This is a genomic window from Pseudalkalibacillus decolorationis, assembly GCF_024609785.1.
GTDB classification, from domain to species: Bacteria; Bacillota; Bacilli; order Bacillales; family Fictibacillaceae; genus Pseudalkalibacillus; species Pseudalkalibacillus decolorationis.
In genome coordinates, this window is sequence record NZ_JANHJQ010000013.1 from 22,485 (window position 1) to 48,430 (window position 25,946).

The 25,946-nt window shown below is 39.4% G+C and carries 22 protein-coding genes and 1 pseudogene; 21 read left to right on the forward strand and 2 right to left on the reverse strand.

Features of this window, described 5'->3' with window-relative positions; genetic code table 11:
- Window positions 1-183: 183 nt before the first annotated feature.
- Window positions 184-882, reverse strand: a complete 699-nt coding sequence (locus tag NON16_RS13640; RefSeq protein ID WP_257349790.1) for a hypothetical protein — start codon at window positions 880-882, stop codon at window positions 184-186.
- A 440-nt stretch (window positions 883-1,322) separates the two neighbouring features.
- Here NON16_RS13640 and NON16_RS13645 point away from each other — a divergent pair, with 440 nt between their 5' ends.
- The 21 genes and pseudogenes from NON16_RS13645 (at window position 1,323) to NON16_RS13750 (ending at window position 25,135) form a co-directional block, all read left to right on the forward strand.
- Window positions 1,323-2,774: an aldehyde dehydrogenase family protein gene (locus NON16_RS13645; protein WP_257349792.1), complete on the forward strand. Its 1,452-nt coding sequence runs from the start codon at window positions 1,323-1,325 to the stop codon at window positions 2,772-2,774.
- An 11-nt stretch (window positions 2,775-2,785) separates the two neighbouring features.
- A pseudogene (locus tag NON16_RS25670) lies at window positions 2,786-3,682 on the forward strand (NAD(P)-dependent oxidoreductase); the annotation flags it as partial.
- 129 nt (window positions 3,683-3,811) lie between these two features.
- Window positions 3,812-5,014: a M20 family metallopeptidase gene (locus NON16_RS13660; protein WP_308216612.1), complete on the forward strand. Its 1,203-nt coding sequence runs from the start codon at window positions 3,812-3,814 to the stop codon at window positions 5,012-5,014.
- A gap of 60 nt (window positions 5,015-5,074) precedes the next feature.
- The gene (locus NON16_RS13665) at window positions 5,075-5,893 is read left to right on the forward strand and encodes a DUF3100 domain-containing protein (protein ID WP_257349793.1); all 819 of its coding nucleotides are present in this window, start codon (window positions 5,075-5,077) and stop codon (window positions 5,891-5,893) included.
- Window positions 5,894-5,895: 2 nt separating this feature from the next.
- On the forward strand, window positions 5,896-6,351 hold the full coding sequence (locus NON16_RS13670) for a hypothetical protein (RefSeq protein WP_257349794.1): 456 nt from the start codon (window positions 5,896-5,898) through the stop codon (window positions 6,349-6,351).
- Window positions 6,352-6,766: 415 nt separating this feature from the next.
- Window positions 6,767-7,474: a TerC family protein gene (locus NON16_RS13675; RefSeq protein WP_257349796.1), complete on the forward strand. Its 708-nt coding sequence runs from the start codon at window positions 6,767-6,769 to the stop codon at window positions 7,472-7,474.
- Between the two features lie 446 nt (window positions 7,475-7,920).
- Complete coding sequence (locus NON16_RS13680) at window positions 7,921-9,138, forward strand: YHYH domain-containing protein (RefSeq protein ID WP_257349797.1); 1,218 nt, start codon at window positions 7,921-7,923, stop codon at window positions 9,136-9,138.
- An 11-nt stretch (window positions 9,139-9,149) separates the two neighbouring features.
- The gene (locus tag NON16_RS13685; protein ID WP_257349798.1) at window positions 9,150-9,782 is read left to right on the forward strand and encodes a hypothetical protein; all 633 of its coding nucleotides are present in this window, start codon (window positions 9,150-9,152) and stop codon (window positions 9,780-9,782) included.
- Window positions 9,783-9,956: 174 nt separating this feature from the next.
- Window positions 9,957-10,952 (forward strand): LacI family DNA-binding transcriptional regulator, encoded by a 996-nt coding sequence (locus NON16_RS13690; protein WP_257349800.1) that lies wholly within the window; start codon window positions 9,957-9,959, stop codon window positions 10,950-10,952.
- 60 nt (window positions 10,953-11,012) lie between these two features.
- Window positions 11,013-12,443 carry an aldehyde dehydrogenase family protein gene (locus tag NON16_RS13695; RefSeq protein WP_257349801.1) on the forward strand — a complete coding sequence of 477 codons (1,431 nt, stop codon included), beginning with the start codon at window positions 11,013-11,015 and terminating at the stop codon, window positions 12,441-12,443.
- Between the two features lie 14 nt (window positions 12,444-12,457).
- Complete coding sequence (locus NON16_RS13700; protein WP_257349802.1) at window positions 12,458-12,949, forward strand: hypothetical protein; 492 nt, start codon at window positions 12,458-12,460, stop codon at window positions 12,947-12,949.
- A 111-nt stretch (window positions 12,950-13,060) separates the two neighbouring features.
- On the forward strand, window positions 13,061-14,557 hold the full coding sequence (locus NON16_RS13705; protein ID WP_257349803.1) for a sodium:solute symporter family protein: 1,497 nt from the start codon (window positions 13,061-13,063) through the stop codon (window positions 14,555-14,557).
- A gap of 36 nt (window positions 14,558-14,593) precedes the next feature.
- The gene (locus tag NON16_RS13710; RefSeq protein WP_257349804.1) at window positions 14,594-15,769 is read left to right on the forward strand and encodes an iron-containing alcohol dehydrogenase; all 1,176 of its coding nucleotides are present in this window, start codon (window positions 14,594-14,596) and stop codon (window positions 15,767-15,769) included.
- 300 nt (window positions 15,770-16,069) lie between these two features.
- Complete coding sequence (locus tag NON16_RS13715) at window positions 16,070-17,521, forward strand: APC family permease (RefSeq protein WP_257349806.1); 1,452 nt, start codon at window positions 16,070-16,072, stop codon at window positions 17,519-17,521.
- Between the two features lie 80 nt (window positions 17,522-17,601).
- Window positions 17,602-18,657 (forward strand): tartrate dehydrogenase, encoded by a 1,056-nt coding sequence (locus NON16_RS13720; protein ID WP_257349807.1) that lies wholly within the window; start codon window positions 17,602-17,604, stop codon window positions 18,655-18,657.
- Between the two features lie 210 nt (window positions 18,658-18,867).
- The gene (locus NON16_RS13725; RefSeq protein ID WP_257349808.1) at window positions 18,868-19,815 is read left to right on the forward strand and encodes a sugar kinase; all 948 of its coding nucleotides are present in this window, start codon (window positions 18,868-18,870) and stop codon (window positions 19,813-19,815) included.
- Between the two features lie 10 nt (window positions 19,816-19,825).
- Window positions 19,826-20,431, forward strand: coding sequence for a bifunctional 4-hydroxy-2-oxoglutarate aldolase/2-dehydro-3-deoxy-phosphogluconate aldolase (locus tag NON16_RS13730; protein ID WP_257349809.1), 606 nt, complete (start codon window positions 19,826-19,828; stop codon window positions 20,429-20,431).
- Window positions 20,432-20,454: 23 nt separating this feature from the next.
- Window positions 20,455-21,942 (forward strand): sodium:solute symporter family protein, encoded by a 1,488-nt coding sequence (locus tag NON16_RS13735; RefSeq protein ID WP_257349810.1) that lies wholly within the window; start codon window positions 20,455-20,457, stop codon window positions 21,940-21,942.
- Between the two features lie 10 nt (window positions 21,943-21,952).
- Window positions 21,953-23,044: an alanine racemase gene (locus NON16_RS13740; protein ID WP_257349811.1), complete on the forward strand. Its 1,092-nt coding sequence runs from the start codon at window positions 21,953-21,955 to the stop codon at window positions 23,042-23,044.
- A gap of 11 nt (window positions 23,045-23,055) precedes the next feature.
- A complete protein-coding gene (locus NON16_RS13745) occupies window positions 23,056-24,669 on the forward strand; it encodes an N-acyl-D-amino-acid deacylase family protein (protein ID WP_257349812.1) in 1,614 nt (537 codons plus the stop codon).
- Window positions 24,670-24,673: 4 nt separating this feature from the next.
- Window positions 24,674-25,135: a RidA family protein gene (locus NON16_RS13750; RefSeq protein ID WP_257349814.1), complete on the forward strand. Its 462-nt coding sequence runs from the start codon at window positions 24,674-24,676 to the stop codon at window positions 25,133-25,135.
- 18 nt (window positions 25,136-25,153) lie between these two features.
- On the opposite strand, the gene NON16_RS13755 is transcribed toward NON16_RS13750, so the two are convergent.
- Entirely contained in the window at window positions 25,154-25,918 is a 765-nt protein-coding gene (locus NON16_RS13755; protein WP_257349816.1) for an IclR family transcriptional regulator, read from the reverse strand.
- Between the last annotated feature and the right edge of the window lie 28 nt (window positions 25,919-25,946).

The following is a 25,946-nucleotide window of genomic DNA, read 5'->3' on the forward strand; positions in this document are numbered from 1 at the left end:
TTTTATAAGGTATTATTGTTCACACCTTCTAGCAGGTTATACGTACTCTCAGGAAGTTCGAACAGATTACTGGTTCGATGAAACATGAATAAAGATGCCTTTTTATTTTGAACACAGATCGTATAATTGGGCCTTGGCATATCTTAAGAAACGTGTTCGGTTGTTTGAAGTCTTCAACCTTTGCTAATTAAGTTTTTTCTCGATCTCATCCTGAACAGATCGGATAACTTCAGGTAGTACAAATAAATATTCGATAAGTCCTTCTAATAATTTCATTAATAACACGGCTGTTTCATCATCAATTTCCCGTTCTAATTCCAGCATCTCATAAAAAGGACTGTCCGGATGTACAAGGTGGCTAAGGGATTGAATAGGCGTAGTTAAATCAATATGTTTCGGCAATTGATCGAATTGCTGGGAAAGAGACTTATCTTTAATTGTCTCCCCAAGGTAATTTTTTAAAACACTTTCGAGTACTCGCTTTGACATTACTGCAGTAGCCGAATTATCTTTTGACTGACTAACATTTAAGGCAGAGCGATATGACCTGATAAGATCTCTGGGCATATTTTTATTTTGCTCAATCTGATCCAAACGATTTCTTGAAGCCGAAGGATCATAAATATAAACTTCTGCTTCTTGTTCTTGGTTTTTTTGATCGGAATAATCATTAATCATGATTACAAATACTGATGGTTTTTTACATTCAGAACAGTGCCCCTCTGCGAATACTCCTGTTTTTCTAACCTGGTAAAAGTTTGCTTTTAACGTAAATTCTCCTGATTTACCGCATTTAGGACACTTGCTTTTAATCGTTTTTGCCACTTTTAAATAACCATACTGATTGTAAGATAAAATCGACCCTGGCAATATTTTTCTCATTTTGGACCTCCTGAAAAATTTAAGCCATACTATGTACCTAAAAATAATTTTTTAAAATAACAACTGTAATACATTTGAAACTATTACTCTCTTGGTACCACAACATCTGATATCAGAACCAGTTTAAGAGAATATTATGCTACCCTTTAGTCATTCCTAAAAGGTTACTCATTACTTTTTCTATATGTCGATAATGATTTCCTTTTTAAATTCGAAGAAGTCGATAATATTTTTACGAATAGACACTAATTTAAAAATCCACCTTTTATTACAAAAAGTGACCTATTAATGGAAGATCATTCTACAATAATTTGAATAAACACTTTATCGTATTCAAAGACACAAAACTCTTCTCTAATGTTTAATTTTGTCGCTTGTCCATTTATTTATAAGATTCCAAGTATTATAATAATTAGAACACTTTGAAGGAGGTAAATTAGATGGCAGGGACATATTTCAATTATATTAATGGCAACTGGGTATCTTCGGTAACTGGAGAACTTTATTCAAGTATTAACCCGGCTAATACAGAAGAAATTCTTGGGTTTTTTCAAGCCTCGAATAAGGAGGATGTTGAATCAGCTATTTCTGCCGGCGAAAATGCTTTTTCGGCATGGTCGGGAACTGCAGCACCAAAGCGCGGGGAGGTATTGTTCCGTTTAATCCAGCTTTTGGAGGAACAAGGAGAAGAATTGGCGGCTTTGATTACGAAAGAAGTTGGAAAGACGTATCATGATGCACGAGGAGAAGTACGGAAAACGATAGAAGCCATGAAACAATTCAGTGGTGAAGCTACACGGTTGACCGGTGAAACTGTACCGTCTCATGACAGTGAAATTTTTGCATATACAGTAAGGGAACCTTTGGGTGTAGTTGGCGTGATTGCGCCTTATAACTTCCCGCTCGGAATTGGCATTTGGAAAATAGCACCAGCAATCGTCGCGGGAAATACGGTTGTCTTCAAGCCTGCAAGCAATACCTCGTTAATCAGTGTGAAAATTATTGAATTATTCGAGCAGGCCGGTGTACCAGCAGGTGTGATAAGCATGGTAACGGGTTCAGGGAGTGTCATTGGTAAGGCGATTGGAAATCATCCAAAGATAAAAGCGGTATCTTTTACAGGATCGACGGATGTAGGAGTTGCTTTAGGGAAATCAGTGACGAATCGAGGGGGAAGGATGCAGGCAGAAATGGGAGGGAAAAACCCGTCCATTATTCTAGAAGATGCGGATATCGATGAAGTAATCGAAAATTTGGTTATAAGCGGATTTTTGGACAATGGCCAGCGCTGTACGGGAACCAGTCGCCTTATTGTACCAAAGTCCATTGCCAAAAAGGTGACTGAAAAACTGGTTGCACGAGCGGAGTCGCTCGTGGTTGGAGATGGCTTTGAGGATAACGTAGATAATGGTCCGGTTATCGATGAGCACCAGCTGAATACGTATTTGCATTATGTTGAAGTTTCCATTAAGGAAGGTGCAACATTAGAGTTCGGTGGCAAGCGATTAGTCGATAATGGCAGGGATAGAGGCTATTTTGTTGCACCAACGGTATTTAGTAATGTGACGAAGCACCATACCATATTCAGCGAAGAGATTTTTGCTCCGGTGATTGCTGTCATTGAAGTAGATTCATATGAAGAGGCTTTGGAAGTCGCTAATGACAGTGAGTTTGGTTTATCTTCCAGCATTTATACAAACGATCTGAAGAAAGCCATGCATTTTGTACGGAATATTCAATCTGGTGTGACACATGTTAATATACCCTCTAACTATTTTGAAAATCAATATCCTTTTGGTGGGAAAAAAGCTTCCAGTTTGGGACCGCGTGAACAAGGATCAACTGCAATGGATTTTTGGACGGATTATAAAACGGTTTATATCAAAGCCTAAAGGGGACCTTATTTATGAAAAAAGTGGGTGTTATTGGTTGTGGATTGATGGGAAACGGAATCGCAAAGAATCTATTAAAAAATAACTATGAAGTATATGTCTATGATATTAATCAAAAAGCTGTGGAGAATTTGGTAAAGGAAGGATCCATTGCTTCGGATCGAACAGAAGTGATGGCTGCGAAGGTGGATGTTATGATTCTATCCCTGCCTTCGCCTGAATTGATAAAGAAAATTGTGGTGGATGAGGAAACCGGAATCATACATTCAATGAAAAATGAGGCCTTTATTTTGGATATGAGTACAAATGATGTTCATGTGACAAGGGAATTGCATGATAAAGCCCAGACAAATGGTATTGAATTTTTTGATTGTCCGTTAAGCGGTGGACCTGATGGTGCAGAAAAAGGGACATTATCAATTATGGTAGGGGGCAATGAGGAAGCGTTCCCTTCTATTTTGCCTATTCTTCAAGCGGTAGGCGAGCACATCAAATATGTTGGTACAAGTGGTGCCGGACAAACGGTGAAGCTTTGTCACAATATGGTTGTTGGCGGGATAATCACCTTGTTAAGTGAAGCGTTTCTGACCGGTGAGAAAGCCGGTGTATCGAAAGAAAAGCTTGCCTCGATTTTACAAAAGGGATCGGCACATACACGTGTAATGGATGTTTTTGGTGGAAATATAGTGGATCAAACCTTTGAAAATATCAAGTTTTCACTAGCTAATATGAAAAAGGACATTCACTTATATCGAAAATTGGCTGAGGAGCATCAAATATCTACTTTTTCGAGTCAGTCTGTCCACCAGCTCTTTCATTTGGCCCATTACCAAGGGAAAGGTAACCTCGATTCATCAGCAATCTATGAAGTATTTGCCGAATTGGAAGATGTGGTGGTAAGGCAATAATACAAGAACATTTTTCTATGTTGCTTTTTAAGCGTATCAAATATTTCGAAAAATCCAAAATTTTCTATGGTTTTGTCTGAATATTTATAATAATATAAGTCTTAAGATTATAAAAAGGAGTGTCGAAAAGTGGAACAGTTATATCGTAAATTGGATGCTGTCTATGATGAGATGGTAGAAATACGTCGCTATCTTCATCAATATCCTGAGCTCTCTTTTAAGGAAGAAAAAACGGCAGCATATATCGCTGAATATCATACGAAATTAGGTCACGAGGTTCGCACCAATGTCGGAGGAAATGGTGTTTTAGCTTATTTGAAAGGTGAAAAGCCTGGGCCGACAGTTGCTTTACGTGCAGATTTCGATGCACTTCCGATTCAGGAGCAAACCGACGTCCCATTTAAATCAGCCAATGATGGCGTCATGCATGCCTGTGGTCATGATGGCCATACAGCAACTTTATTAGGACTAGCAAAAGTGTTGAACGGAATGAAATCTGATATAGAAGGGACGATTGTTTTCCTTCATCAGCATGCTGAAGAGCTGCCACCGGGTGGTGCTGTTTCGATGATTGAGGATGGCTGTCTGGACGATGTTGATGTCATATTCGGCACCCATTTACAAGCACAAATGCCGCTAGGTGAAATTGGCTACCGAACCGGTGCACTTCAAGCCGCACCAGACCGTTTTGATATTAAAATTCAAGGTGAAGGCGGACATGGAGCATATCCACAAGATACGAAAGACAGCATTGTCATCGGTGGACAGCTCATCAGCAATTTACAGCAAATTGTCAGCAGAAGAATTGACCCACTGGACTTAGCTGTTGTATCGGTTTGTAATTTTGAAGCCAAAAATCCTTACAATGTTATTGCGGATACCGCCGAATTAACAGGAACGGTTCGTACTTTTAAAGAAGAGACACGCAGTTTCATAGAAAAAGAAATTGAAAGAATCGTACAAGGGACTTGCCAAATGTCTGGTGCCGGTTATGAATATACGTATATGCGCGGCTATCCAACTTTGGTGAATCACAAGGAAGAAACAGAATTTGTCGCGGAGATTGCAAAAGGTGTACCAGGTATTGAATCGGTTAATGAGACACCACAGATCATGGGTGGAGAAGACTTTTCTTATTACTTGCAGCACGTAAAAGGAACATTTTTCTTTACCGGTGCGAAAAATCCTGAATGGGAAAAAACATATCCGCATCATCATCCGAAATTTGATATCGATGAGCGTGCATTGTTACATGCTGCGAAAGTTCTTGGGAAGGCTTCATTACAATATATGAAAGAACATGCAAATTCATCGTTTAATGTAGTTGGTTAGTATGCTTTTAAGGAGCCCTTTTCACAGGGCTCCTGTTTTAAACGAAGGGGGCAGAGAAGAATGGCTGTACAAGCACTTAATATGTGGAAAGACTGGCGACTGCACGTACTTGTATTTGCAATTGTCATCGTAACTGAATTTATTGGTATACATGAAATACAAGTAGGTCCCGGCGTTATTTTGTTATTGCCAATGCTTTATGCTGTCATAATCGGGATTGGATTATTTTTCACACCACTCGTAAAGGAAAAGCAATCCATCAATGCAGAGCCGCTTGTCTTTATTTCAGTGACATTGCTTATTGCGAAATTTGGTGTACAAGCAGGTCCGGCTTTACCACAATTAATTGAAGCAGGTTGGGCCTTGGTGTTTCAGGAAATAGGGAATTTAGGTACTATATTCTTAGCACTTCCGGTTGCAGTATATCTGGGGCTGAAACGTGAAAGTATTGGAATGACGCACTCCATAGGGAGAGAGCCGAACTTGGCATTAATTACGGATAAATATGGTTTATCTTCTCCGGAGGGTCGTGGTGTCATGGCCATCTATATATTTGGTACCGTATTCGGCTCCATTTTCATGGGACTTGCTTCAGGATTTTTGGCCACCATCACACCAATTCATCCGTATGCTTTTGCAATGGCGACAGGGATAGGAAGTGGAAGTATGACGGCTGCATCTTTAGGACCGCTTGTTGCTGCCTTTCCGGATAAGGCTGAGACAATAACAGCATTTTCTGGAGCGAGTAATCTCCTAACATCAGTAACAGGATTATACGCAAGTATTTTAATAGGATTGCCAGTAACGGAAAAACTTTATCAAGTGATGACAAGGAAAAAAGATCAAGATTCTGAAAAGAGCTCGAGGGTGGTGTCGTAACAATGCTGAAAAGTGTTAAAGAATGGGTTTTGCTTTTTATCATTATTGGCTTCATGGTACTTATAGGAAATTGGATTGGATATAGTGTTATGCCGTTTGATGCACTTCCCGGTATCATCACATTGACTCTGATCAGTTTAGCAGGCTTGATTATTCATCAGCTGGTTCCTTATAAAAAAATCCCAAGTATTGCCTATATCGGTATTCTTGCGTTCATCCTTACGATTCCAGGTGTTCCTGGTTCCGAGCAAATTGTTGCCTGGACTACTGATGTTAATCTTTTAGCGATCGCGACACCGATTCTAGCTTACGCGGGAATTTCAATCGGTCGGTCATGGGATTTATTTACGAAACTGGGCTGGAAAACGATTATTGTTGGAATGTGTGTATTACTTGGTTCGTATTTAGGATCTGCGGTCGTTGCGGATATTATATTGAGGATGCAAGGGATTATTTAGATTCTTAGGATTCTTATTAACTTATGAAAACAACCTATTTGCAGTTTAAATCTCAAATAATTATTGACAAGACATGCTCTATGACGGTATTCTATAATTAATAAAATAATAATCATTCTCCTAAAGGGGAGTAGCTTTTACAGCAAAGTCGTCATTCCAGAGTTTTAAAACTCTCGGCTTTGTTGGCAACTATTACGTTGTTAGCAAGACCTTTACCGAAACGGGTAGAGGTCTTTATTTATGGCCTTACCAAAATAAAATGGTAAAGGCCATTTTTGTTTTTCAGAGGGATTGCAAGATACTGCTTCAAGCTTAAAAATAAGCTTTTACAGAACTTGATCGACGAGTATTTAAGCAATCTTGATTTTGATAGGAAAAGGTAAGATTGTTATAAAAAATAGATGGGAGAGATTACATGGAATTACTTAGCGCTGAATTTTTTACTGCACTTTTATCTATCGTTGTCATTGACTTGGTTCTTGCGGGGGATAATGCGATCCTGATTGGACTTGCGGCAAGAAACCTACCAAAAACACAACAGAAAAAAGTTATCTTATGGGGAACTCTAGGAGCAATTATCATAAGGGTAGCGGCTACATTAGCGGTTGTTTGGCTGCTTAATATACCTGGATTGCTGTTAGTAGGAGGTTTATTATTAGTTGTTATAGCGTATAAACTTCTTATCGATGACAAGGATCATGATGTAAAAGCGGCAGGTAATTTCTGGGCTGCTATTCGAACTGTTATTATTGCTGACGCTCTTATGGGGTTAGACAATGTATTAGCGATTGCAGGGGCTTCCCATGGTAATTTTCTATTAGTCATTTTGGGATTGTTAATTTCTGTTCCAGTGGTTATGTTTGGAAGCACACTCATTTTGAAATGGGTGGATCGATTCCCTGCCATCATTACAATCGGATCTGCTGTTTTAGCATGGACGGCTGCTAAAATGATTGTCTCAGAGCCATTTTTAAAAAGCTTTTTTGAAAATGGATTCATCAAATATGGCTTTGAATTAATTGTAGTTTTGGCGGTTCTTTTAATAGGTCGTATGAAAAAAGGAAAGGCTGAAAAAGAAGCAAATCAAGAGCATGAACAAGATGTTTTACGAAAAGTAGAATAATAAAAAAAGCTTCAAAACTATATCCCGAATAATGGACAATTTAAAAAAGTCCATTATTCGGGATTTTTTGGGTTTATCTCAAAGAAGTAGAACCGTTGAAGAATTACGAAAGAAAGTATATGTGAATATAATACTTCATCCCGATACCAATGGGGATTAAAAAAGATGACCCCGGAACAATACCGAGGCCACCTATTAGCTGTTTAGGTTTAAAACGGTTTAACGAAGTCCAAGATGCTTATACAAAATTTAATAGAACTATAGCACCGTATTGCCCGAGAGAATTTAGCTTTTGGGTTTTTCTATGTTAAAAATAGTAATAATCGTTCATATATTTAAATTAAACAAATAGTATTTACCTAAAGATTTATATATAAAAGTTGTATTCATGCAATAAATATTATAGTAAGATGGTACTACAGTAAATAAATAGAAGGAGATGTAACATGAGGAAATTGTTATTACTATTCGCTTTTTTTCTAATATTTTCAATTTCTGATATTGCAGAAGCTCACTCCGGTAGAACAGACAGCCGTGGAGGGCATAATTGTTCAGCAAAATCACAAGCAAAAGGCCTATGTACAGGATATCATTACCATAATGGTGGTGGGGATACCTCTTCAGGAGGAACACTAGGAACAACGACAACACAATCATCAGACAAAGATTGCAGTGATTTCTCAAGTTATGAGGAAGTCGTTAATTACTGGAATTCAAAAGGATATTCAAAGACTAATGACCCTGAACGTTTAGACGGCTTTGGAAACAAAGTAGATGATGGAATACCATGTGAACCTCCAAATGGTTATGACACATCACAGATAAACGGGAGCCCTGAACAAATTGCTGAACAAAATGCAGCAAAAGATAAAGCACAGGGCAAGGAAGATGGTTATGCGAAAGGCCTTCAGGATGGATATATGGAAAAGGAGAAGAACTCAACTCCCTCAAAGGGTTCTGAAGCCTATAAAAAGGGATATGGAACCAACTACATAAAAGGTTATGAAGAAGGACATGAAAAAATTGAAGCTGAAAAAAAACAAGCTGTTGAAGAAGGCTATGCTATAGGCAAAGAGACAGATGAACTAAAGGTACCATCAAAATACAATGAGAACAACATTTTAAAATCAGCCTTCGAATCAGGTTTTAAACGTGCAATAAATGAAAAAGTTAAGGCAAAAAAAGAAGAGTATAAGGCGATGGGGTATAAAAATGGAAAAGATGATGTAAAGGATGCATTAAAAGATGTAGAAGAAGATTATTTAAAAGCATATCAAGAGGGTTATGAAAAGGGACAAAAAGAATTAAAGCAATCGTATTTTGACAAAGGGTACCAAGCTGCGTTTACCATTCTTAAATATAAGAAACCGAACTTCAATAAGGAAAATTACATTAATTGGTATAAAGAAGGATTTGAATCTAATAAAGAAGTAATCAAGATACAGGAAATGGCATACAACATGGGATTATCCGGAAAGGAACTAGAGATACCTGAAAAGTATATTGCTTCAGAAGAAATTTTTAATCATCATTATGACTTAGGTGCAAAAGTGTACGAAGAAAAGGAACGTGAAGAAACTGTTCAAACAACTGTTGGGTTTGGTGTGCTTCTAGCTGGTTGGCTTGGACGCAGGTTTTATGTAGCTAAAAAAATGGTTATTTAGGGGGGATATAGATGGGTATTTATCAAAATGTTTGTTATAAAGTTGAGGATGCATTTGTAAAGCTATTAACTAAAAAGGAAGATACGACAGTTATTAAGGAAAAAGTAGCTACTTACCGGACAGCACAAAAAGAAAAAAGGGATCTTAAAAAAGTAGAAACCCAAGAAAGGGAAGCACAGCTCCAAAAGAAGCGTGAAGAAAAGAAAAATGAGGAAAGAAAAGAAGTCTTATCGGTCCTTTCTAAAGTAGTCGATATAAATAAGCTAAGTTATACAGAGTATGAATTCAATGAATTGAAACGAAACAAACACTTTTTTGAAAAGGTTATAAAAAATGTATTTGAAGCTGAAGAATTCGGGCTAACATTTGTACATTGTGAGTTTGATAAATCAAGTAGGAAAGAAATAAAGGGGTACCTGATTGCAACCAATAAGAGGGTTTGGTTTATAGCAGACCATATTGATTTCCAGCAAAAGTATCGTTATCAGACGATCAAAGATGTTAGTTGGTTTAAGGACGGGATATTAGAGAGACGTTTAAAAATACAATATGGTGTGAAGAAATTAGAATTCGACGAAATCTTTGATTCGGAACAATTGCGCCGATTTGGAGATCAAGTTATTAGTTTTACAGACAAATATTAATAAACTAAAACACTTTAAGGCCTCATCTAAAACTAATAAGGCTTTTTTACTAACAACTTACAAGTGTAGAGGTTAGGCTAATTTAATTATCAGAAAATTGTTGACATTGGGTTGTTTTTTTATTAATGTGATAACAAAGAGTTGTGAATACGTATTCATAGGAGTAATGCAGTCATGGTTTCGTCAAAAGATGTAGCAAAGCGTGCTGGTGTGTCCCAGTCTACGGTATCCAGAGTGATGAACGATCCATTAAAAGTGAGTAAAATTGCCCGTGAAAGTGTTCTCCATGCGATGGAAGAGTTGAATTATCGTCCGAACTCGGTTGCGCGTTCCTTGGTGAACAAGAAAACGAAGTCAATCGCGTTGATATCAGGACCACTTCATAATCCGTTCTTTGTAGAGACGACGACCTCAATAGTGAACTCTGCAAAGCAGCATGGGTATCACACGAATGTTCACTTTGAAAACTTTGGAGATAACATGTCGCTCTATAAAGATGTGCTAAGCCATCAATTTGATGGGTTGATTTTATCGTCGATCTTTTATAAGGATCCGATTTATGAAGAGCTTAAAAAGCTGGATGTTCATTTTGTAATGTTCAACCGAAAGCACCAAAGTGGTGGGCATTATGTGGAGATTGATAATATCGCTGCTGGTAGGCTTGCGGCAGAGCATCTCCTCAAATTGGGTCATCGGGATATTGCCTGGATTGGTGGAGATCTTAAAACATCCACTTTTCATGGTAGGCACAAAGGGTATCTTGATGCAGTAACTGAACAAGGAATACAGATACCCGAACATTTTATTCAGGTGAACGATACGACACGTGTTGAAGTTCATCGGGCGATAGAATCAATGCTTGCTCGTAAACAGCGACCGACTGCGATTTTTGCTGCAACGGATTCGATTGCGATCTTTATTCTCGATTATTTGCATGAGAAAGGATATTCAGTCCCAGATGATATCAGTCTGATTGGGATGGATAACATTGAGTGGAGTTCCCATCACAGCTTTCAACTGACCACGGTTGGGCATGATGGACCAAAAAACCTTGGCCAGCTTGCGATTGAACATTTGATGGACTTAATGAATTCGGAGAAAAAAGAGGAAGAGATCAACATTACAGTTGAACCGAAAGTGTTTGTTCGAAAAACAACGAAGGAGCTTTAAAGGCTCTCTCTTTTTTCAGATTATTTGAATACGTATTCAAGTGTGTGGAGGAGAAATCATATGGTAAAAGGCTTATTCATTGAAGGTATGGAAGTTACACCTACGAATACGTATGCAGTGATTCAACCGCATACAGAAGAGGTAGTCGCCCAGGTGGCGGATGCTACAGAAAGTGAGATGCAACAGGCGGTTGACAGTGCTTATAAAGCTTTCGGTGAAATGAAAGCGCTCTCCTCGGCAGACCGAGCTGGGATTTTGAATCGGGTTGCGGATTTACTGGAGGAAGTGAAGGAAGACTTCGCAAGGACAATCGCTCTTGAAGCGTGTAAACCGATCACTGCTGCAAGAGGTGAAGTCGATCGGTCTGTACAAACGTTACGGTTTTCTGCTGACGAAGCCAAGCACATCGGTGGGGAATACATTCCACTTGATGCAGCAAAAGGCGGTGAAGGACGTGATGCGTACACGATCCATGAACCGATTGGTATTGTTGGAGCGATCACGCCATTCAACTTTCCGCTCAATCTAGTCGTTCACAAGGTCGGTCCGGCACTTGCCGCAGGGAACACAATCATCGTGAAGCCAGCGGAACAAACACCGTTATCGAGTTTGAAATTAGCAGAGCTTTTTATAAAAGCAGGGTTACCGGATGGGGCTTTCAACGTAATCCCTGGAGATGGACCGAAGCTTGGGAGGGTGTTGCTTGACGATTCACGCGTTCAAAAGATTTCATTCACGGGCAGCCCACAAGTTGGAAAGCTAATCAAAAGCCAGGCAGGACTGAAGCGGGTGACACTCGAGCTTGGAAGCAACTCAGCACTTTATGTCGATGAGTCATCGAAAGATTCACTTGAGGATATTGCTTCAAAAGCAGTCACCGGGGCATTTGTTTATAACGGGCAGGTTTGTATTAGTACCCAGCGGATTTACGTACATGAATCAGTATTCGAGGATTTCAAACAATCGCTTGTTTCAAAAACGAAAAAAGTACCGTTCGGTGATCCGCTTGATGACGACACGATGGTGACAAGCTTGATCAACAAGAAATCGCAGCAACGGATCCTTAAATGGATCAACGAAGCCGTCGAAAGCGGAGCAACACTTTTAACAGGTGGGGAAGCAAAGGCAAATGGCATTCTCCTAACCGTTTTAACCGACATTAGATCGACGGACAAAGTGTCCTGTCAGGAAGTTTTCGGCCCAGTTGTAATCTTACAACCGGTAAAGGACGATGAGGAGGCGCTTAACTTGATGAACGACAGTGATTTCGGTCTCAACGCAGGGGTTTTCACAAACAATCTACAACAGGCACTCGCGATGGCACATGGACTTGATGTTGGACAGGTGCTTGTCAATGACATTCCGACAACACGTTTTGATCATATGCCATATGGCGGTGTGAAATCTTCCGGTTATGGTCATGAAGGCGTCAAGTACGCTATCAGAGAAATGACCCGGCTCAAGATGATCAGCTTAAACTACCGCTTTTAAAAGAGGTGATGAATATGAAAGCGATACCACTACAGGATCGTGCAGCGAAACATCCAAGAGAACTATTACTCTACTATCCATATTTATTTTCAGAATGGACGGTTGAATATAAGCCTTTTATCGGACGAAAGAAAACCGATCGCAGGTTTCTGATGACGAATCTCGTAAAAGGGGAGACGACGTTTCTTGATCAACGTCTTGAAATGGAAGACGCTGAGATTGATCCAGAAATCATTCTCTCTACGAAATGGACGAATGATCATGCGGCAGAGGAAGGACAGGAATTTTTACGACGGCATTATGTGCACAAAGTCCGGTCCTGGAGTGTTCCGGGTATCAAACGAGTTGATTCGTATCAGGTGTTTTTACCTTACGAGATTTACTTGGAGGAGGTGAAGAAGAAGCCTCAGCTTGTACTCTATGAATCAATTTCACGTTCGACTGATAAGGTAGACCGTTATCCTGAAATAAAAAATTTCTTACAAAGAAGGGGAGTTTGTTCATGACATTTCTATATATAATGGCCACTCTTATTCTAGGGACATGGGGAGTTATGGCGCTTATTATCTTCAAAACAAGAATACTAGATGAAGATCAGGAGTAAAGGGGTGTAGAGAATGGAAAATGCAATTGTAACGTATTCATGGATATTTATGTCGATCTTTTTGATAGCGATGGTCTGGTTCGGCTATCTTGGAATGAAGAAAACGAAGAACTCAGATGATTTCGCAACAGCACGTTCGAGTTACGGACCGTTCACGATTGCGCTCGTTATTGGGGCAGGGATCTCGAGTGGTTCCACCTTTATGGGGATGCCGGGTCTCGCTTACAGTCTTGGGACACCGAGCCTCTGGTACCCGCTCTTGTATCCGATCGCAACTGTTTTCGGAATGCTATTCGTCGCAAAAGCGATCAAGCATTACGGCGATGAATTCGGAACACGGACGATCCCTGAGTTTTTAGGTGACCGTTTTAACAGTGAATTTTTACGAATTGTTCTTACGGTCATTTCGATTCTATTAATCTTTTATGTCGTATCCCAGTTTGTTGCGGCTGCGACGATGTTCCAAACGATGATGGGAATTAGTTATGAAACTGGCTTATTCATTACAGGAATCGTCCTGGCTGTTTATGTATTCATGGGTGGTTCGCACTCGGACATCATGACAGATGCCGTTCAAGGGTTCTTGATGGTGATAACCGCCATTGCTGTCTTAATTTGTTTCGTCTTTAGTGTTGGGGTTGATGGAAACTTTGGAGATATGGTTCAGATTATTAAGGATCGGAACCCTGCTGGTGCATTTGATCAGCTTCTTCTACCAGGTGACAAAACGTACGGCGCATTCTGGCTGATTGCCTTGCTGTTTGTTGCCCACTTACCATTCAGTGTTTTGCCACACTTAGGAAACAAGTTCATGGCCGTTCGTTCGAACAAGGATATGAAAAAACTGATTATGTGGTGTACGATCATCGCGACGATTTTACCACTTATGGCACTTGGTGGAATGCTTGGAATCGCAGTTGTCGACCCAGGTGCAAATATCTCACCTGACCAGGTTATTCCGATTCTGTTCAGTCAAATCTTCCCACCGATTGTTGCAGCGTTTTTTGCGGTAGCGGTATTATCAGCAGTTATGTCAACATCAGATGGATTGATCGTATCATTGACACAGTTGCTTGCAAATGACTTGTATCGTAAAACAATCGTGCCGCGAATCAACATTTCAAAAGAGAAGGCGGAGCGAAACGAGCTCTTAATCAGCCGTTACTCAACGTTTGTCGTTATTGCTGCAGGTATCCTGTTCGCGTGGTCACCACCGAAGTTCTTAGCGGTGTTCATGTGGATCGGAATCGGTGGAATCGTTTCTGCTACAGCGGGTCCATTAATTGTCGGTGGGCTATGGAAGCGCGCAACGAAAAAAGGCGCTATCATTTCACTGCTTGCCGGAACGTTAACATATTGGTTCGTGTACCTGCCATTCGGACTTAATTTTACAAACCCGTTCGGAGCAGCAGGTCTTGGGGTATTGATAGGCATGACGACGATGTTTGTGTATACGAAAGTAGCGACTCCTGTCGTACCGAAGCAAAAAGATCGAGAGTTAACCGGTTGAACGAACAGATAGATTAAATAGGAGGAGAGAGATACCATGCATTCATTCGTTTCACCCTTAAAACTAGTTACTGGAGAAGGATCCGTCCAGAAGGTTGCTGAGGTTGTCCATTCCTTTCATGCGAAAAAAGTGATGATTTTTGCCGATCCAGTTGTTGTGGAAGTAGGCCTTTCCAAGGGGGTTGAAGAGGTATTACAGCAAGAAGGTGTCGAGTACTCACTTTATACAGAAATCAAACCGGAGCCGCCACTTGAAGTCGGTGATAGAGCGGTTGCTGCAGTACGTGAATTTAGGGCCGACCTCGTGATCGGAATGGGGGGCGGTAGCTGTCTCGATATTACGAAAGCCGCATCGGTTTTAGCGAAAAATGAAGGCTCAGTTGCAGAGTATTTGAATTTGACTGGGACAAAAACGTTAGCGGATCGTGGACTTCCGAAAATACTGATTCCGACAACAGCAGGTACAGGGGCAGAAGTAACCGACATTGCCGTGTTTTCATTAGAAGACACAAAGGATGTCATCACGCATGAATACTTGCTTGCGGATGTGGCGATTGTCGATCCGGAGCTTACGTATACTCTCCCTTCACGGGTTACCGCAGCTAGTGGAGTCGATGCACTGACGCATGCAGTCGAAGCTTACGTCTCAGTCAACGCGACAGACTTGACGGATACCCTGGCGCTTGAGGCGATTCGTAAAATTACAAGGAACCTACGTACAGCAGTGTGGCACGGATCGAATAAAGAGGCTCGTAGGGAAATGGCATGGGGTAGTGTGATTGCTGGACTTAGCTTTTACAATGCGGGTGTTGCAGGTGTCCATGCGCTCGCTTACCCGCTCGGCGGATTGTTTAAAATCCCGCATGGGGAGGCAAACGCTGTGTTACTACCTTATGTATTTGATCACATTTGGCCGTCGTGCTTACCGAAGATGGTGACGCTCGCTCATGAGTTTGGATTACCGACAGAAGGAAGAAGTGACAGAGAGCTAGCAATATCGGTTGTAGTAGGACTTCAGGATCTCGTCAAGGATGTTGGCCTTCCAAGCACGATCAAGGAATACGGAATCAAGGAAAGTGATCTGGATCAACTCGCTGCAAATGGCATTGAACAGAAGCGTATCCTCGCGAGAAGTCCAAAAACCTTTACACTCGAATCAACACGAGCAGTGTATGAAGCTGCTTATAATGGAAGACTTCAATTAGGACAATGAAATAGATTAAGAGGGGTGGCCTGATTTAAGGGTCACCCTTTGTTTTGAACTAGTATGAATCTACCAGGATCATTTTCTTAATGTTTTAAAAAAGGAGGATATTCATTTCTATTATCGAACTTTTTGATTAATCAGAAAGTTTGACGCGTTAAAGGAATGGTTTGTTGGATTTCAATAAATCCATTCGGGTTTTTTATACAAGGGGAGGTGGAATCAAAAAATTGCCGGTTAGCAATACGAAGTAAATCAGTATTCATTCAATTTTAAACAAAACAAAATCGTTTAATTGGAGGGGAATACATGAACGATCCGAAATTATTAAAAATTTTAGGAAAAAAGGATGTTCTAGCACTTGCCTTTGGAGCGATGATTGGCTGGGGGTGGGTAGTAACAACTGGTTTATGGATAACAGGTGCAGGTTCATTGGGGGCTATTCTTGCTTTTGCAATCGGTGGTTTATTAGTTATACTTGTCGGGCTTACATATGCGGAGTTGGCTTCAGCCCTTCCACTTGCTGGAGGGGAGCATGCCTATAGTTACAAGGCAATGGGAAGGGGTGCCTCATTTATAACAACCTGGGCGATTATTCTTGGTTATGTATCTGTGGTAGCCTTTGAGGCAGTTGCCCTTCCGACTGTTTTTGAATATTTAATTCCGAATTATAGTCAGGGCTATTTATATACGATTGCGGGCTGGGATGTTACGCTAACCTGGGCCGGTGTTGGGATATTGGGCTCTATCCTCATTACTTGGATTAATTATCGTGGAATCAAGCTTACTACCTCGATTACGTTTATTCTTACCCTCTTAATCATTATTGCAGGTGTTTTGTTGATCACTGGTAGTACGATTTCAGGCAATGCTCAAAATATGCAACCATTATTTGAAAAAGGAATTGCTGGACTGTTAACAGTGGTCATTATGACTCCATTTATGTTTGTAGGATTCGATGTCATTCCACAGGCATCTGAAGAAATTAATTTACCACAAAAAAGAATTGGCCAATTACTGATATTATCCGTCGTTTTTGCTGTCGTTTGGTATATTGCCGTTGTTTTTGGTGTGTCACGAATAATGACCCCAGATGAAATGAGTAGATCAGGTCTTGTAACGGCTGATGCAATGGCGAAGGCTTTTGGAGGTAGTCGTCTGATGGCGAATATACTTCTTCTAGGTGGTATTGGAGGAATTTTGACGAGCTGGATTGGCTTTTATGTGGGAGGAAGTCGCGCAATCTATGCACTTGCTAAAGCAGGAATGTTGCCAAAAGCATTAGGGGAGTTACATCCTAAGTATAATACGCCCCATAAAGCGATTCTGTTGATTGGTGTATTCTCTACGATTGCACCGTTACTCGGTCGACCTGCCCTAGTATGGTTAGTTGATTCTGGTGGACTTGGATTAGTTGTATCATGGTTAATGGTAGCGATTTCCTTTATTATCTTACGTAAAAAGGATCCACACATGGTACGTCCTTTTCGTCTTCGAGGTGGTACGAAACTGGGATGGGCTGCAGTTATCATGGCGTTGGGAATAACTGTGCTTTATATGCCAGGGATGCCATCAGCACTTGTTTGGCCTTATGAGTGGGTAATCGTTTTTGTATGGGTCGCTCTAGGTATTGTCCTTTATAAAGTGTCGGCCTCTAAGTATGGTAAAGAGTATTCAGACCAACATATGAAGGCAGAAATTGCAAGAGTAATAAAATATGAAGATAATAAAGATGTAGAATTAAAATATAAAGATATTTAAAGATTGTACTTATTTGAAATAGCTAAAATGAGAAATCAAGCTAAATTGCTCGATTTCTTGCTTACATAGGAGTGAGAGTAATGAAAACATATAAAATTGGTGTGATACCTGGTGATGGGATCGGACCTGAAATTATGCCAGGGGCACTTGAGGTGTTGGATGCACTTGCTGAAACACATGGTGGTTTTCAGTTCGAATATAGCCACTATCCGTGGAGTTGTGAATATTATCTAGATCATGGAAAAATGATGCCTGAAGATGGAATTGAACTATTATCACAGCACGATGCTGTTTTCTTAGGTGCTGTTGGAAATCCGAATCTTGTCCCTGATCATATTTCATTATGGGGTCTTCTAATCAAAATCCGCAGGGAGTTTGAACAGGTCATCAATGTAAGACCTGCCAAGCAACTGAAAGGAATCCAGTCTCCGCTTCGTGATCCCAAAGATTTTGATTTTATCATTGTCAGAGAGAACAGTGAAGGGGAGTACAGTGAGGTCGGGGGTACCATTCACCGCGATGAAGATGAAATCGCAATACAAAACGCAGTGTTCACTCGAAAAGCGACAGAACGGGCGATGCGATTTGCCTTTGAACTAGCTCTAAATAGAAATAAAAAAGTAACGAGTGCGACAAAATCAAACGGAATCGTTCACTCGATGCCGTTTTGGGATAAGACATTTAATACATTAGCGGAAGAATATCCGGAACTCCAGACAGAATCGAATCATATCGATGCGCTGTCCGCGTTTTTCGTAACAAAACCTGAATCCTTTGATGTCATCGTCGCGAGTAACTTGTTCGGGGATATTCTCAGCGATCTCGGAGCGGCGGTTATGGGTAGTATCGGTGTCGCACCGGCAGGAAACATTAATTTAAACGGAAAGTATCCTTCTATGTTTGAACCGGTTCACGGCTCCGCTCCAGACATAGTAGGCAAGGGTATTGCTAATCCAATCGGGCAAATCTGGACAGGAAAAATGATGCTCGAGCATCTAGGGGAAGTTGATGCAGCTGAAAAATTGATGCAGGTGATCGAAGAGGTTCTTGCAAGAGGATTTAAAACACAAGACTTAAAAGGAGAATCGACAACCACAGAAGTAACCAATGAAATCATACGACGGATTTACAAATAAAAAAATATCAAGACCGGGGAGAGTCAGGTTTTTTTGACTCTTCTTTTTTGTGGTTTTTTATGATTTTTTCAACGAAAAAGAATGATTAAATAAAATAAAGTTTATAGAAAATTTCGAAATGTTATTGACTAAATATTTTAAAAACTTTAATCTATACTTATATTAGATGCGGAACATTGTTCCGTATTATGGAACAAAGGTGGTTTTTATATGGATGTTATAACATTAGGGGAATCTATGGTCTTATTTGAACCTAATGAAAATGGCTTACTACAATACACAGAAAATTTCAAGAAAAGAGTAGGTGGTGCCGAATCTAATGTAGCCATAGGGCTAAGTAAACTAGGGCATTCTGTATCTTGGATTAGTAGATTAGGTGATGACCCTTTTGGGCGTTATTTGTATTCTTTTATTCGTGGGGAGGGTGTTCATGTAGGGCAAGTGAAGTTCGATTCTTATTCCTCTACGGGTGTTTACTTCAAACAAACTGGAGGTTTTAATCAAACATCTATTTATTATTATCGGAAACACTCTGCAGCTAGCCTTTTGAAGCCTAGCGACATCAGTGAGAAAGAGATAGCAATGTCAAAGTTTCTTCATATTACAGGGATTACCCCTGCATTAAGCAAGAGTTGTCATGAAACAATCTTATATGCTACACAATTGGCCAAAAAACACAATGTAAAGATTATATTTGATCCTAACATTCGTCAGAAGTTGTGGGGAAATATAGATTTCAAGCCAATTTTAAAAGAGTTAATAAAAATGTCAAACTATTTTCTCCCGGGAGCTGATGAATTAAACTTACTGTTTCCAAATAGAGATATTGAGGATATTATCACTGAAATATTAGACTTTGGAGTTGAAGCTATCGTTGTGAAAAATGGATCAGCGGGAGCGACATACTATACAAACTATGAGGGTATAGTTGTAAGCGGTTACCCAAATGAACATGTGAAAGATCCAGTTGGTGCAGGCGATGGTTTTGCCACTGGCTTTATTTCTGGGCTACTAGACGGACTTACCTTATTTGATTCTGTGAAAAGAGGAAATTTGATCGGATCAATGGTGACAATGGTCCATGGTGATTGTGAGGGACTACCATTTAGAGAAGAAATTATAGGTTTTGATAAAAATAAGAGTGATGTACAAAGGTAGGGGTGAATCAATGTTTACGATAGAAAGGTTAAAGAAAGATAAAATTGTTGTGATTTTTAGAAAGGTACCGTATGAAGAATTGTTACGCAAAGTTGACCTGCTTATGGAACAGGGTTTAAATATTATGGAAATTACATTAGATAGTCAATCAGCTTTCAATTCGATCTTAGAATTAAAAAAGAGGTACGGTAAAGATCTTTTTCTTGGAGCAGGAACGGTTATGAAAGCTGAAGATGTAGTAAAAGTTAAAGATTTGGGTGCTGAATTTATAATTTCCCCGCATGTTGATGTGGAGGTTATAAAAGCTACAAAAGAGCATGGGTTATATAGTATCCCTGGTGCTTTTACGCCAACAGAAATATCTACAGCCCATGAAAATGGCGCTGATTTAATAAAAATATTCCCAGCATCCACGTTGGGGCCAGAGTATATTGAAAACTTAAAAGGTCCTTTTTCAAATACCTCTTTTATGGCTACAGGGGGAATTAACGAGGATAATGCCAATGAATTCCTCGATAAAGGGGCCACGGCATTAGGGATCGGCTCTTCACTTACATCTTTATCAGATAACAAATTAGTAGAATTCATAAACCGTGTGAAGGCACTTTCTGAATAAAAAATTATGAAGGAGGCTTACAAATGGAAAAAGAACAAATCGTTTATCTTTCGGTGTTTTTCGGTTTTCTTATTGCAATGGTTGGTGTAGGTGTCTTGGTAAGTAGAAAAGTTAAAAGCGGAGAAGATTTCTTAATGGGCGGTCGGGGCTTGTCAACACCATTGTTAATTGGAACCACCTTAGCGACATTAGTTGGAACCGGATCAAGTATGGGAGCAGTAGGATTTGGGTTTGGTAATGGTTGGGCTGGAGCACTTTATGGGATTGGAGGTTCAGTCGGGATAATCCTTTTACTCATTTTGTTTGCAGATGTGAGAAAATATAATTTTATGACCTTTTCTGAAGAACTTAGTTTCTATTACGGTGCTAATAAATTGGTTAAGGGTTTAACTTCTATCATTCTATATATCGCATGTATTGGATGGCTAGGAGCTCATATTTTAGGAGGAAGTTTATACTTAACTTGGATTACAGGTATTGATCCTATTTTGTCAAAGATTATTGTTGCGCTAGGTTTTGCTGTATATACCTTAATTGGGGGATACCTTGCTGTTGTATACACAGATGTTATCCAAGGAGTGATATTATTTTTAGGTTTTGTATTACTAACAGTACTCTCTGTAGTAACGATTGGTGGATTTGATGAAATAAGTAAACAAGTCACTCCGGAAATGGGTTCATTCCTGGGCTTGGAGAAGTTAGGATTTATCCCAGCTCTATCTTTGGCTGTAGTAATAGCTGTTGGAGTATTAGCTACTCCTTCTTATAGACATCGCATTTACTCTAGTAAGGATGTAAATACGATCAAAAAGGGTTTTTGGTTTACCGGAATATTATTTGCGGTCTTCTCTCTATTCCCAGCAATTGCAGGTATGTCAGCCTATATATTAAACCCTGAACTTGAATCAGGATATGCATTCCCTTATTTGGCAACCGAAGTTTTTCCATTGTGGTTAGGAGCCATTATTTTGATAGCGGGGCTCAGTGCTACAATGTCTTCTGGAAGCTCAGATTTTATTGCAGCAGTAGCCATTTTATTGCGTGATATCTATCAGTTGGTCACTGGCAGTGTACCCAAAAAGGACAAAACAGTACTGTTGTCCAGGTATTCATTAGTTGTAACCTTATTATTAGCAATGTTTTTCACCTTATTTACAAACAACATCATAACCTATATATCGAATTTTATTTCAACAGTTATGTCAGGATTATTTGTGGCAGCTTTATTAGGAAAGTTTTGGGGGCGTACCAATTGGCAAGGGGGGATTGCCAGTTTAATTGGAGGCTCAGCTACATCTTTTGTCATCTTACAAAACGAAAGTCTGCTAACTTTTTGGGGAAATCCTATTATTCCATCTGTTATAGTTGCGTTACTAGCCAATGTTATTGTTAGTTTATTAACTCCTGCTCAAAAGATTTCGAAGGAAGAAGCCCTTCGAATATTAGAAGAGGAAAGATCCTTTGTTGATGAAGGAACGACCACCCAAAATGAGAAAACAATTGCACAATAGGAGGATTTAAATGGATCAGACACCCTATATTGTTATTGATGAGAAAATTTTATTAGAAAATATCAGAAAAATGGCTCAATTAGCAAAAAAACAAAATGTAAAGCTAAGACCACATATTAAAACTCATAAAACACCTTATATTGCTAAGCTTCAAATAGCAGAAGGAGCTGTTGGGATTACAGTTGCTAAGATATCGGAAGCAAAGGTTATGGCTAGTTTTGGTATTGATGATATTTTTATCGCTTACCCTATTGTTAGTTCTTCGAAAGCAAAAGAAGTTTGTGAATTGAACGATAAGCTTACTAATTTGATAGTCTGTGTGGATAGTATACAAGGAGCAAAGGTCTTAAGTGAGTGTGCTAAAGCCTATCAACAAAGTCTACTAGTCCGTTTGGAAGTAGATACAGGACTTGAACGGACGGGTGTCGATTATGAAGAGGCTGTCAATTTAGCTAAACAAGTTGCTGAAATGGATAACCTTACCTTACAAGGAATTTTCACGTTTAAAGGTGCAGTTTATAAGGGGGAGGCTACCCTGGATACAGACTTAGCAGGTAATGAAGAAGGAGAATTAATGGTTAAACTTGCAAATGAGTTAAGGAAAAGTGGTCATAACATTGAGGATATTAGTGTAGGTTCTACTCCTACCGCAGCCTCAGTATCAGCTGTGGATGGGGTTACAGAGATTAGGCCAGGAACGTATGCATTTAATGATGTTATGCAAGTCAGATTTGGCGTTTGTAGAATGGAAGATTGTGCAGCGCATGTAGTAAGTACCGTTGTAAGTACACCTTCTCAACATCGTGCTGTTATAGATGGGGGAAGTAAAACATTTGCTACAGATGTACAACCTAATTGTTCACCGTTGAATATTAAAGGATTTGGCTCAATTGTCGATTATCCAGACAATGAATTCGTTCGAATGAATGAAGAGCATGGGGTTATCAGTACGGTATGTTCTGAAATGAAAATTGGCCAGCAGCTTAAGATTATTCCAAATCATATATGTAGCACGATTAATCTACACAACTTTGTATATTTGAAAAAAGATAATGATGAATACGAAAAGTTAACAATTGAAGCAAGAGGAATGATCCAGTAGGAGGTATTCAAATGCTTGATACTATTATTAAGAGTGGAAAGATCATAGATGGGACTGGGAATCCTTGGTTTTATGGGGATCTTGGAATTAAGGCAGGCAAAATTGTTAGCATAGGAAATGTAACAGAAGAAGCAGTAGAGATATTGGACGTAACTGGAAATATGGTTTCTCCGGGTTTCATTGATGGTCACTGCCATTCAGATCTAATGATCCTTGATTATCCAGAAAGTGAAATCAAACTACAGCAAGGCGTGACTACAGAGGTTGTTGGAAATTGCGGCCTCGCTCCAGTACCTGTCAATCCGTTATATAAAAACGAGCTACAAAATTATGTTGAGCCTGTTCTCGGAAAAGCGAATAAGGATTGGAGATTAAACACGATAAATGAATACTTTAATGAACTTCAGAACAATTTGCTTTCAGAGAATGTTGCGTCTTATGTTGCTCACGGCTCTGTAAGGATTGCGGTAATGGGTTTTGATAAACGTCCGCCAACCAAGGAAGAATTGGATGAGATGAAATATATCCTAGAAGAAGGAATGAGGGCTGGAGCAATTGGTCTTTCGATCGGTCTTCTTTATTCTCCAGGCAGTTATTCGACAAAGGAGGAAATTGCAGAGCTCTCTACTGTTGTTAATAAGTATAACGGGCTGCTTTCTACTCATATAAGAGGAGAAGGAAACAACTTAATACGTTCCGTTAAAGAAGTATTATGGATTGCTGAAAAAAGTAATGTTACTCTCCATATCAGCCATTTAAAGGCTGCTGGAAAAAGAAATTTTGGAAAAGTAATAGAAGCTATGAATCTAATAGATAACGCGAGAAATAGAGGAATGGATGTCACTTGTGATGTGTATCCATATTCAGCGGGTTCAACAATGCTCACTACTCTATTACCTCCCTGGTCACTAGAAGGTGGTTTATCATCTGTATTGAAACGAATAAAAGATTATAGTGAAAGAAGTAAAATTAAGCAGGAACTCATTCAAGAACAAGAAGATTGGGATAATCTTGTGGTTTCGACTGGATGGGATAACGTCATTATTTCATCCGTTCAGTCGCAAAGCCTAAAACGATATGAGGGAGTCTCCATTCTTGATATAAGTAAAGAAAGTGGAAAGGATCCTATAGATCAAGCTTTAGATCTACTAATAGAAGAAGATGGGAATATAGGGATCGTCTTTTTTCACATGGCAGAAAATGATGTTCAACAAGTCATGAAATATTCATATTCGTTAATAGCTTCTGATAGTTTAACTTGCTATACCGGTAAGCCACATCCTAGGTTGTATGGAACATTTCCAAGGGTGTTCTCAAAATACGTGAAACAAGAAAAGATCATTTCACTTGAAGATGCTGTTAGAAAAATGACTTCATTCCCGGCCAAGAGATTTGGGCTAGGTAATAGAGGCCAATTAGTACAGGGCTATGCTGCAGATATTGTAGTCTTTAATTTCGATAATATTGAGGATAAAGCGACCTATGAGGATCCTTCAAAGTACCCTGAAGGAATTCAATACGTATTAGTTAATGGGAAACTTACAATGAAAAATAGGCAACATACGTTACAAAAATGTGGTTGCTTTCTTTCAAACAAAACGAAAATGATTAATCATATGGGGTGATCAAATGGTAAATGTAGAAGAAAGATTAAAAGAGGTAGGGATTACGATTCCTAACCCACCAAAACCTGCTGCAGTTTACGTTCCGGCAAAAACGGTAGGTAATCTTGTTTATACATCAGGTCAAGACTGCCGAGATAACGGCAAGTTACTATATGAAGGAAAAGTTGGCAGCGATCTAACTATCGAACAAGGGTATGAGGCGGCTAGACAAACTATGATAAACTGTTTAGCTGTATTAAAGGGAGAAATTGGGAATTTAAATAGAGTTAAACAAGTAGTCAAGCTGTTAGCTTTCGTTAACTCTGCACCTGGTTTTGTAGAACAACCTTATGTCATTAATGGGGCTTCTGAATTGTTAGAAGAAGTCTTTGGAGAAAGAGGGAAGCATGCTCGTTCCGCTATTTCTTCAAACGAATTACCGTTTAATACACCTGTTGAAATCGAAATGATTGTGGAAATAGAGTAAACCAAAAAGAGAGCTGATTCAGCTCTCTTTTATATATCCTAATCTTTCTGAGATCTGATAAGCAGTAGAAAGGAGATAGGACTTATAGTGACCGTTTTCTATACTACTTTTAATCCTATTGATAGGTCCAGAAAGACTAAATCCTGCAATAATGTTTCCAGAGTAGTCGTAAATTGGGGCAGCAATACAATAAATGCCATCTTCATGCTCTTCCTGATCTAAAGCATACCCATTTTGACGAATCAATTGTATTTCTTGAATGAATGCTTCTTTAGAGGTAATGGTGTTTTCAGTAAATTTAGGTAGTCCAACTTGGTCTACGATGTCGATTATTTTATGATCAGGTAATCCTGAAATCAATACCTTTCCTACTCCAGTACAATGAAGCATCGCTCTCTTACCAATTTGAGAATACATCCGAATGGTTCGGTTACTCTCCACCTTGTCAATATACGCAACCTCATTACCATCTCTAATACAAAGGTGAACAACTTCATTTGTAATTTGTGACAAATCCTCTATATATGGTCTAGCCAGCACTCTTATATCTAAGTTTTCGATGATTTTCGATGATATCTGGGCTAATTTCATGCCTAAGTAATATCTTTCATTTTCCTCATTTTGATAAACAAAATTTCTTGTTATTAAACTATTTAATAACCTATGAATGGTGCTTTTAGGTAAGTTCAATGTCTTGGAGAGGTTAATTACTCCTAACCCATTGGGATGGTTACCTAAAACTTCAATTATAGAAAGTGCTCGATCAACAGATTGAACAGCCATTTTTTCAATCCTTTCTCAAAGGTACTAC

What these genes read in the sequence shown, in the direction of transcription:
- NON16_RS13640 (WP_257349790.1), bottom strand. Translation starts at nt 882, where the DNA reads ATGAGAAAAATATTGCCAGGGTCGATTTTATCTTACAATCAGTATGGT.
- NON16_RS13645 (WP_257349792.1), top strand. Translation starts at nt 1,323, where the DNA reads ATGGCAGGGACATATTTCAATTATATTAATGGCAACTGGGTATCTTCG.
- NON16_RS13665 (WP_257349793.1), top strand. Translation starts at nt 5,075, where the DNA reads ATGGCTGTACAAGCACTTAATATGTGGAAAGACTGGCGACTGCACGTA.
- NON16_RS13670 (WP_257349794.1), top strand. Translation starts at nt 5,896, where the DNA reads ATGCTGAAAAGTGTTAAAGAATGGGTTTTGCTTTTTATCATTATTGGC.
- NON16_RS13675 (WP_257349796.1), top strand. Translation starts at nt 6,767, where the DNA reads ATGGAATTACTTAGCGCTGAATTTTTTACTGCACTTTTATCTATCGTT.
- NON16_RS13680 (WP_257349797.1), top strand. Translation starts at nt 7,921, where the DNA reads ATGAGGAAATTGTTATTACTATTCGCTTTTTTTCTAATATTTTCAATT.
- NON16_RS13685 (WP_257349798.1), top strand. Translation starts at nt 9,150, where the DNA reads ATGGGTATTTATCAAAATGTTTGTTATAAAGTTGAGGATGCATTTGTA.
- NON16_RS13690 (WP_257349800.1), top strand. Translation starts at nt 9,957, where the DNA reads ATGGTTTCGTCAAAAGATGTAGCAAAGCGTGCTGGTGTGTCCCAGTCT.
- NON16_RS13695 (WP_257349801.1), top strand. Translation starts at nt 11,013, where the DNA reads ATGGTAAAAGGCTTATTCATTGAAGGTATGGAAGTTACACCTACGAAT.
- NON16_RS13700 (WP_257349802.1), top strand. Translation starts at nt 12,458, where the DNA reads ATGAAAGCGATACCACTACAGGATCGTGCAGCGAAACATCCAAGAGAA.
- NON16_RS13705 (WP_257349803.1), top strand. Translation starts at nt 13,061, where the DNA reads ATGGAAAATGCAATTGTAACGTATTCATGGATATTTATGTCGATCTTT.
- NON16_RS13710 (WP_257349804.1), top strand. Translation starts at nt 14,594, where the DNA reads ATGCATTCATTCGTTTCACCCTTAAAACTAGTTACTGGAGAAGGATCC.
- NON16_RS13715 (WP_257349806.1), top strand. Translation starts at nt 16,070, where the DNA reads ATGAACGATCCGAAATTATTAAAAATTTTAGGAAAAAAGGATGTTCTA.
- NON16_RS13720 (WP_257349807.1), top strand. Translation starts at nt 17,602, where the DNA reads ATGAAAACATATAAAATTGGTGTGATACCTGGTGATGGGATCGGACCT.
- NON16_RS13725 (WP_257349808.1), top strand. Translation starts at nt 18,868, where the DNA reads ATGGATGTTATAACATTAGGGGAATCTATGGTCTTATTTGAACCTAAT.
- NON16_RS13730 (WP_257349809.1), top strand. Translation starts at nt 19,826, where the DNA reads ATGTTTACGATAGAAAGGTTAAAGAAAGATAAAATTGTTGTGATTTTT.
- NON16_RS13735 (WP_257349810.1), top strand. Translation starts at nt 20,455, where the DNA reads ATGGAAAAAGAACAAATCGTTTATCTTTCGGTGTTTTTCGGTTTTCTT.
- NON16_RS13740 (WP_257349811.1), top strand. Translation starts at nt 21,953, where the DNA reads ATGGATCAGACACCCTATATTGTTATTGATGAGAAAATTTTATTAGAA.
- NON16_RS13745 (WP_257349812.1), top strand. Translation starts at nt 23,056, where the DNA reads ATGCTTGATACTATTATTAAGAGTGGAAAGATCATAGATGGGACTGGG.
- NON16_RS13750 (WP_257349814.1), top strand. Translation starts at nt 24,674, where the DNA reads ATGGTAAATGTAGAAGAAAGATTAAAAGAGGTAGGGATTACGATTCCT.
- NON16_RS13755 (WP_257349816.1), bottom strand. Translation starts at nt 25,918, where the DNA reads ATGGCTGTTCAATCTGTTGATCGAGCACTTTCTATAATTGAAGTTTTA.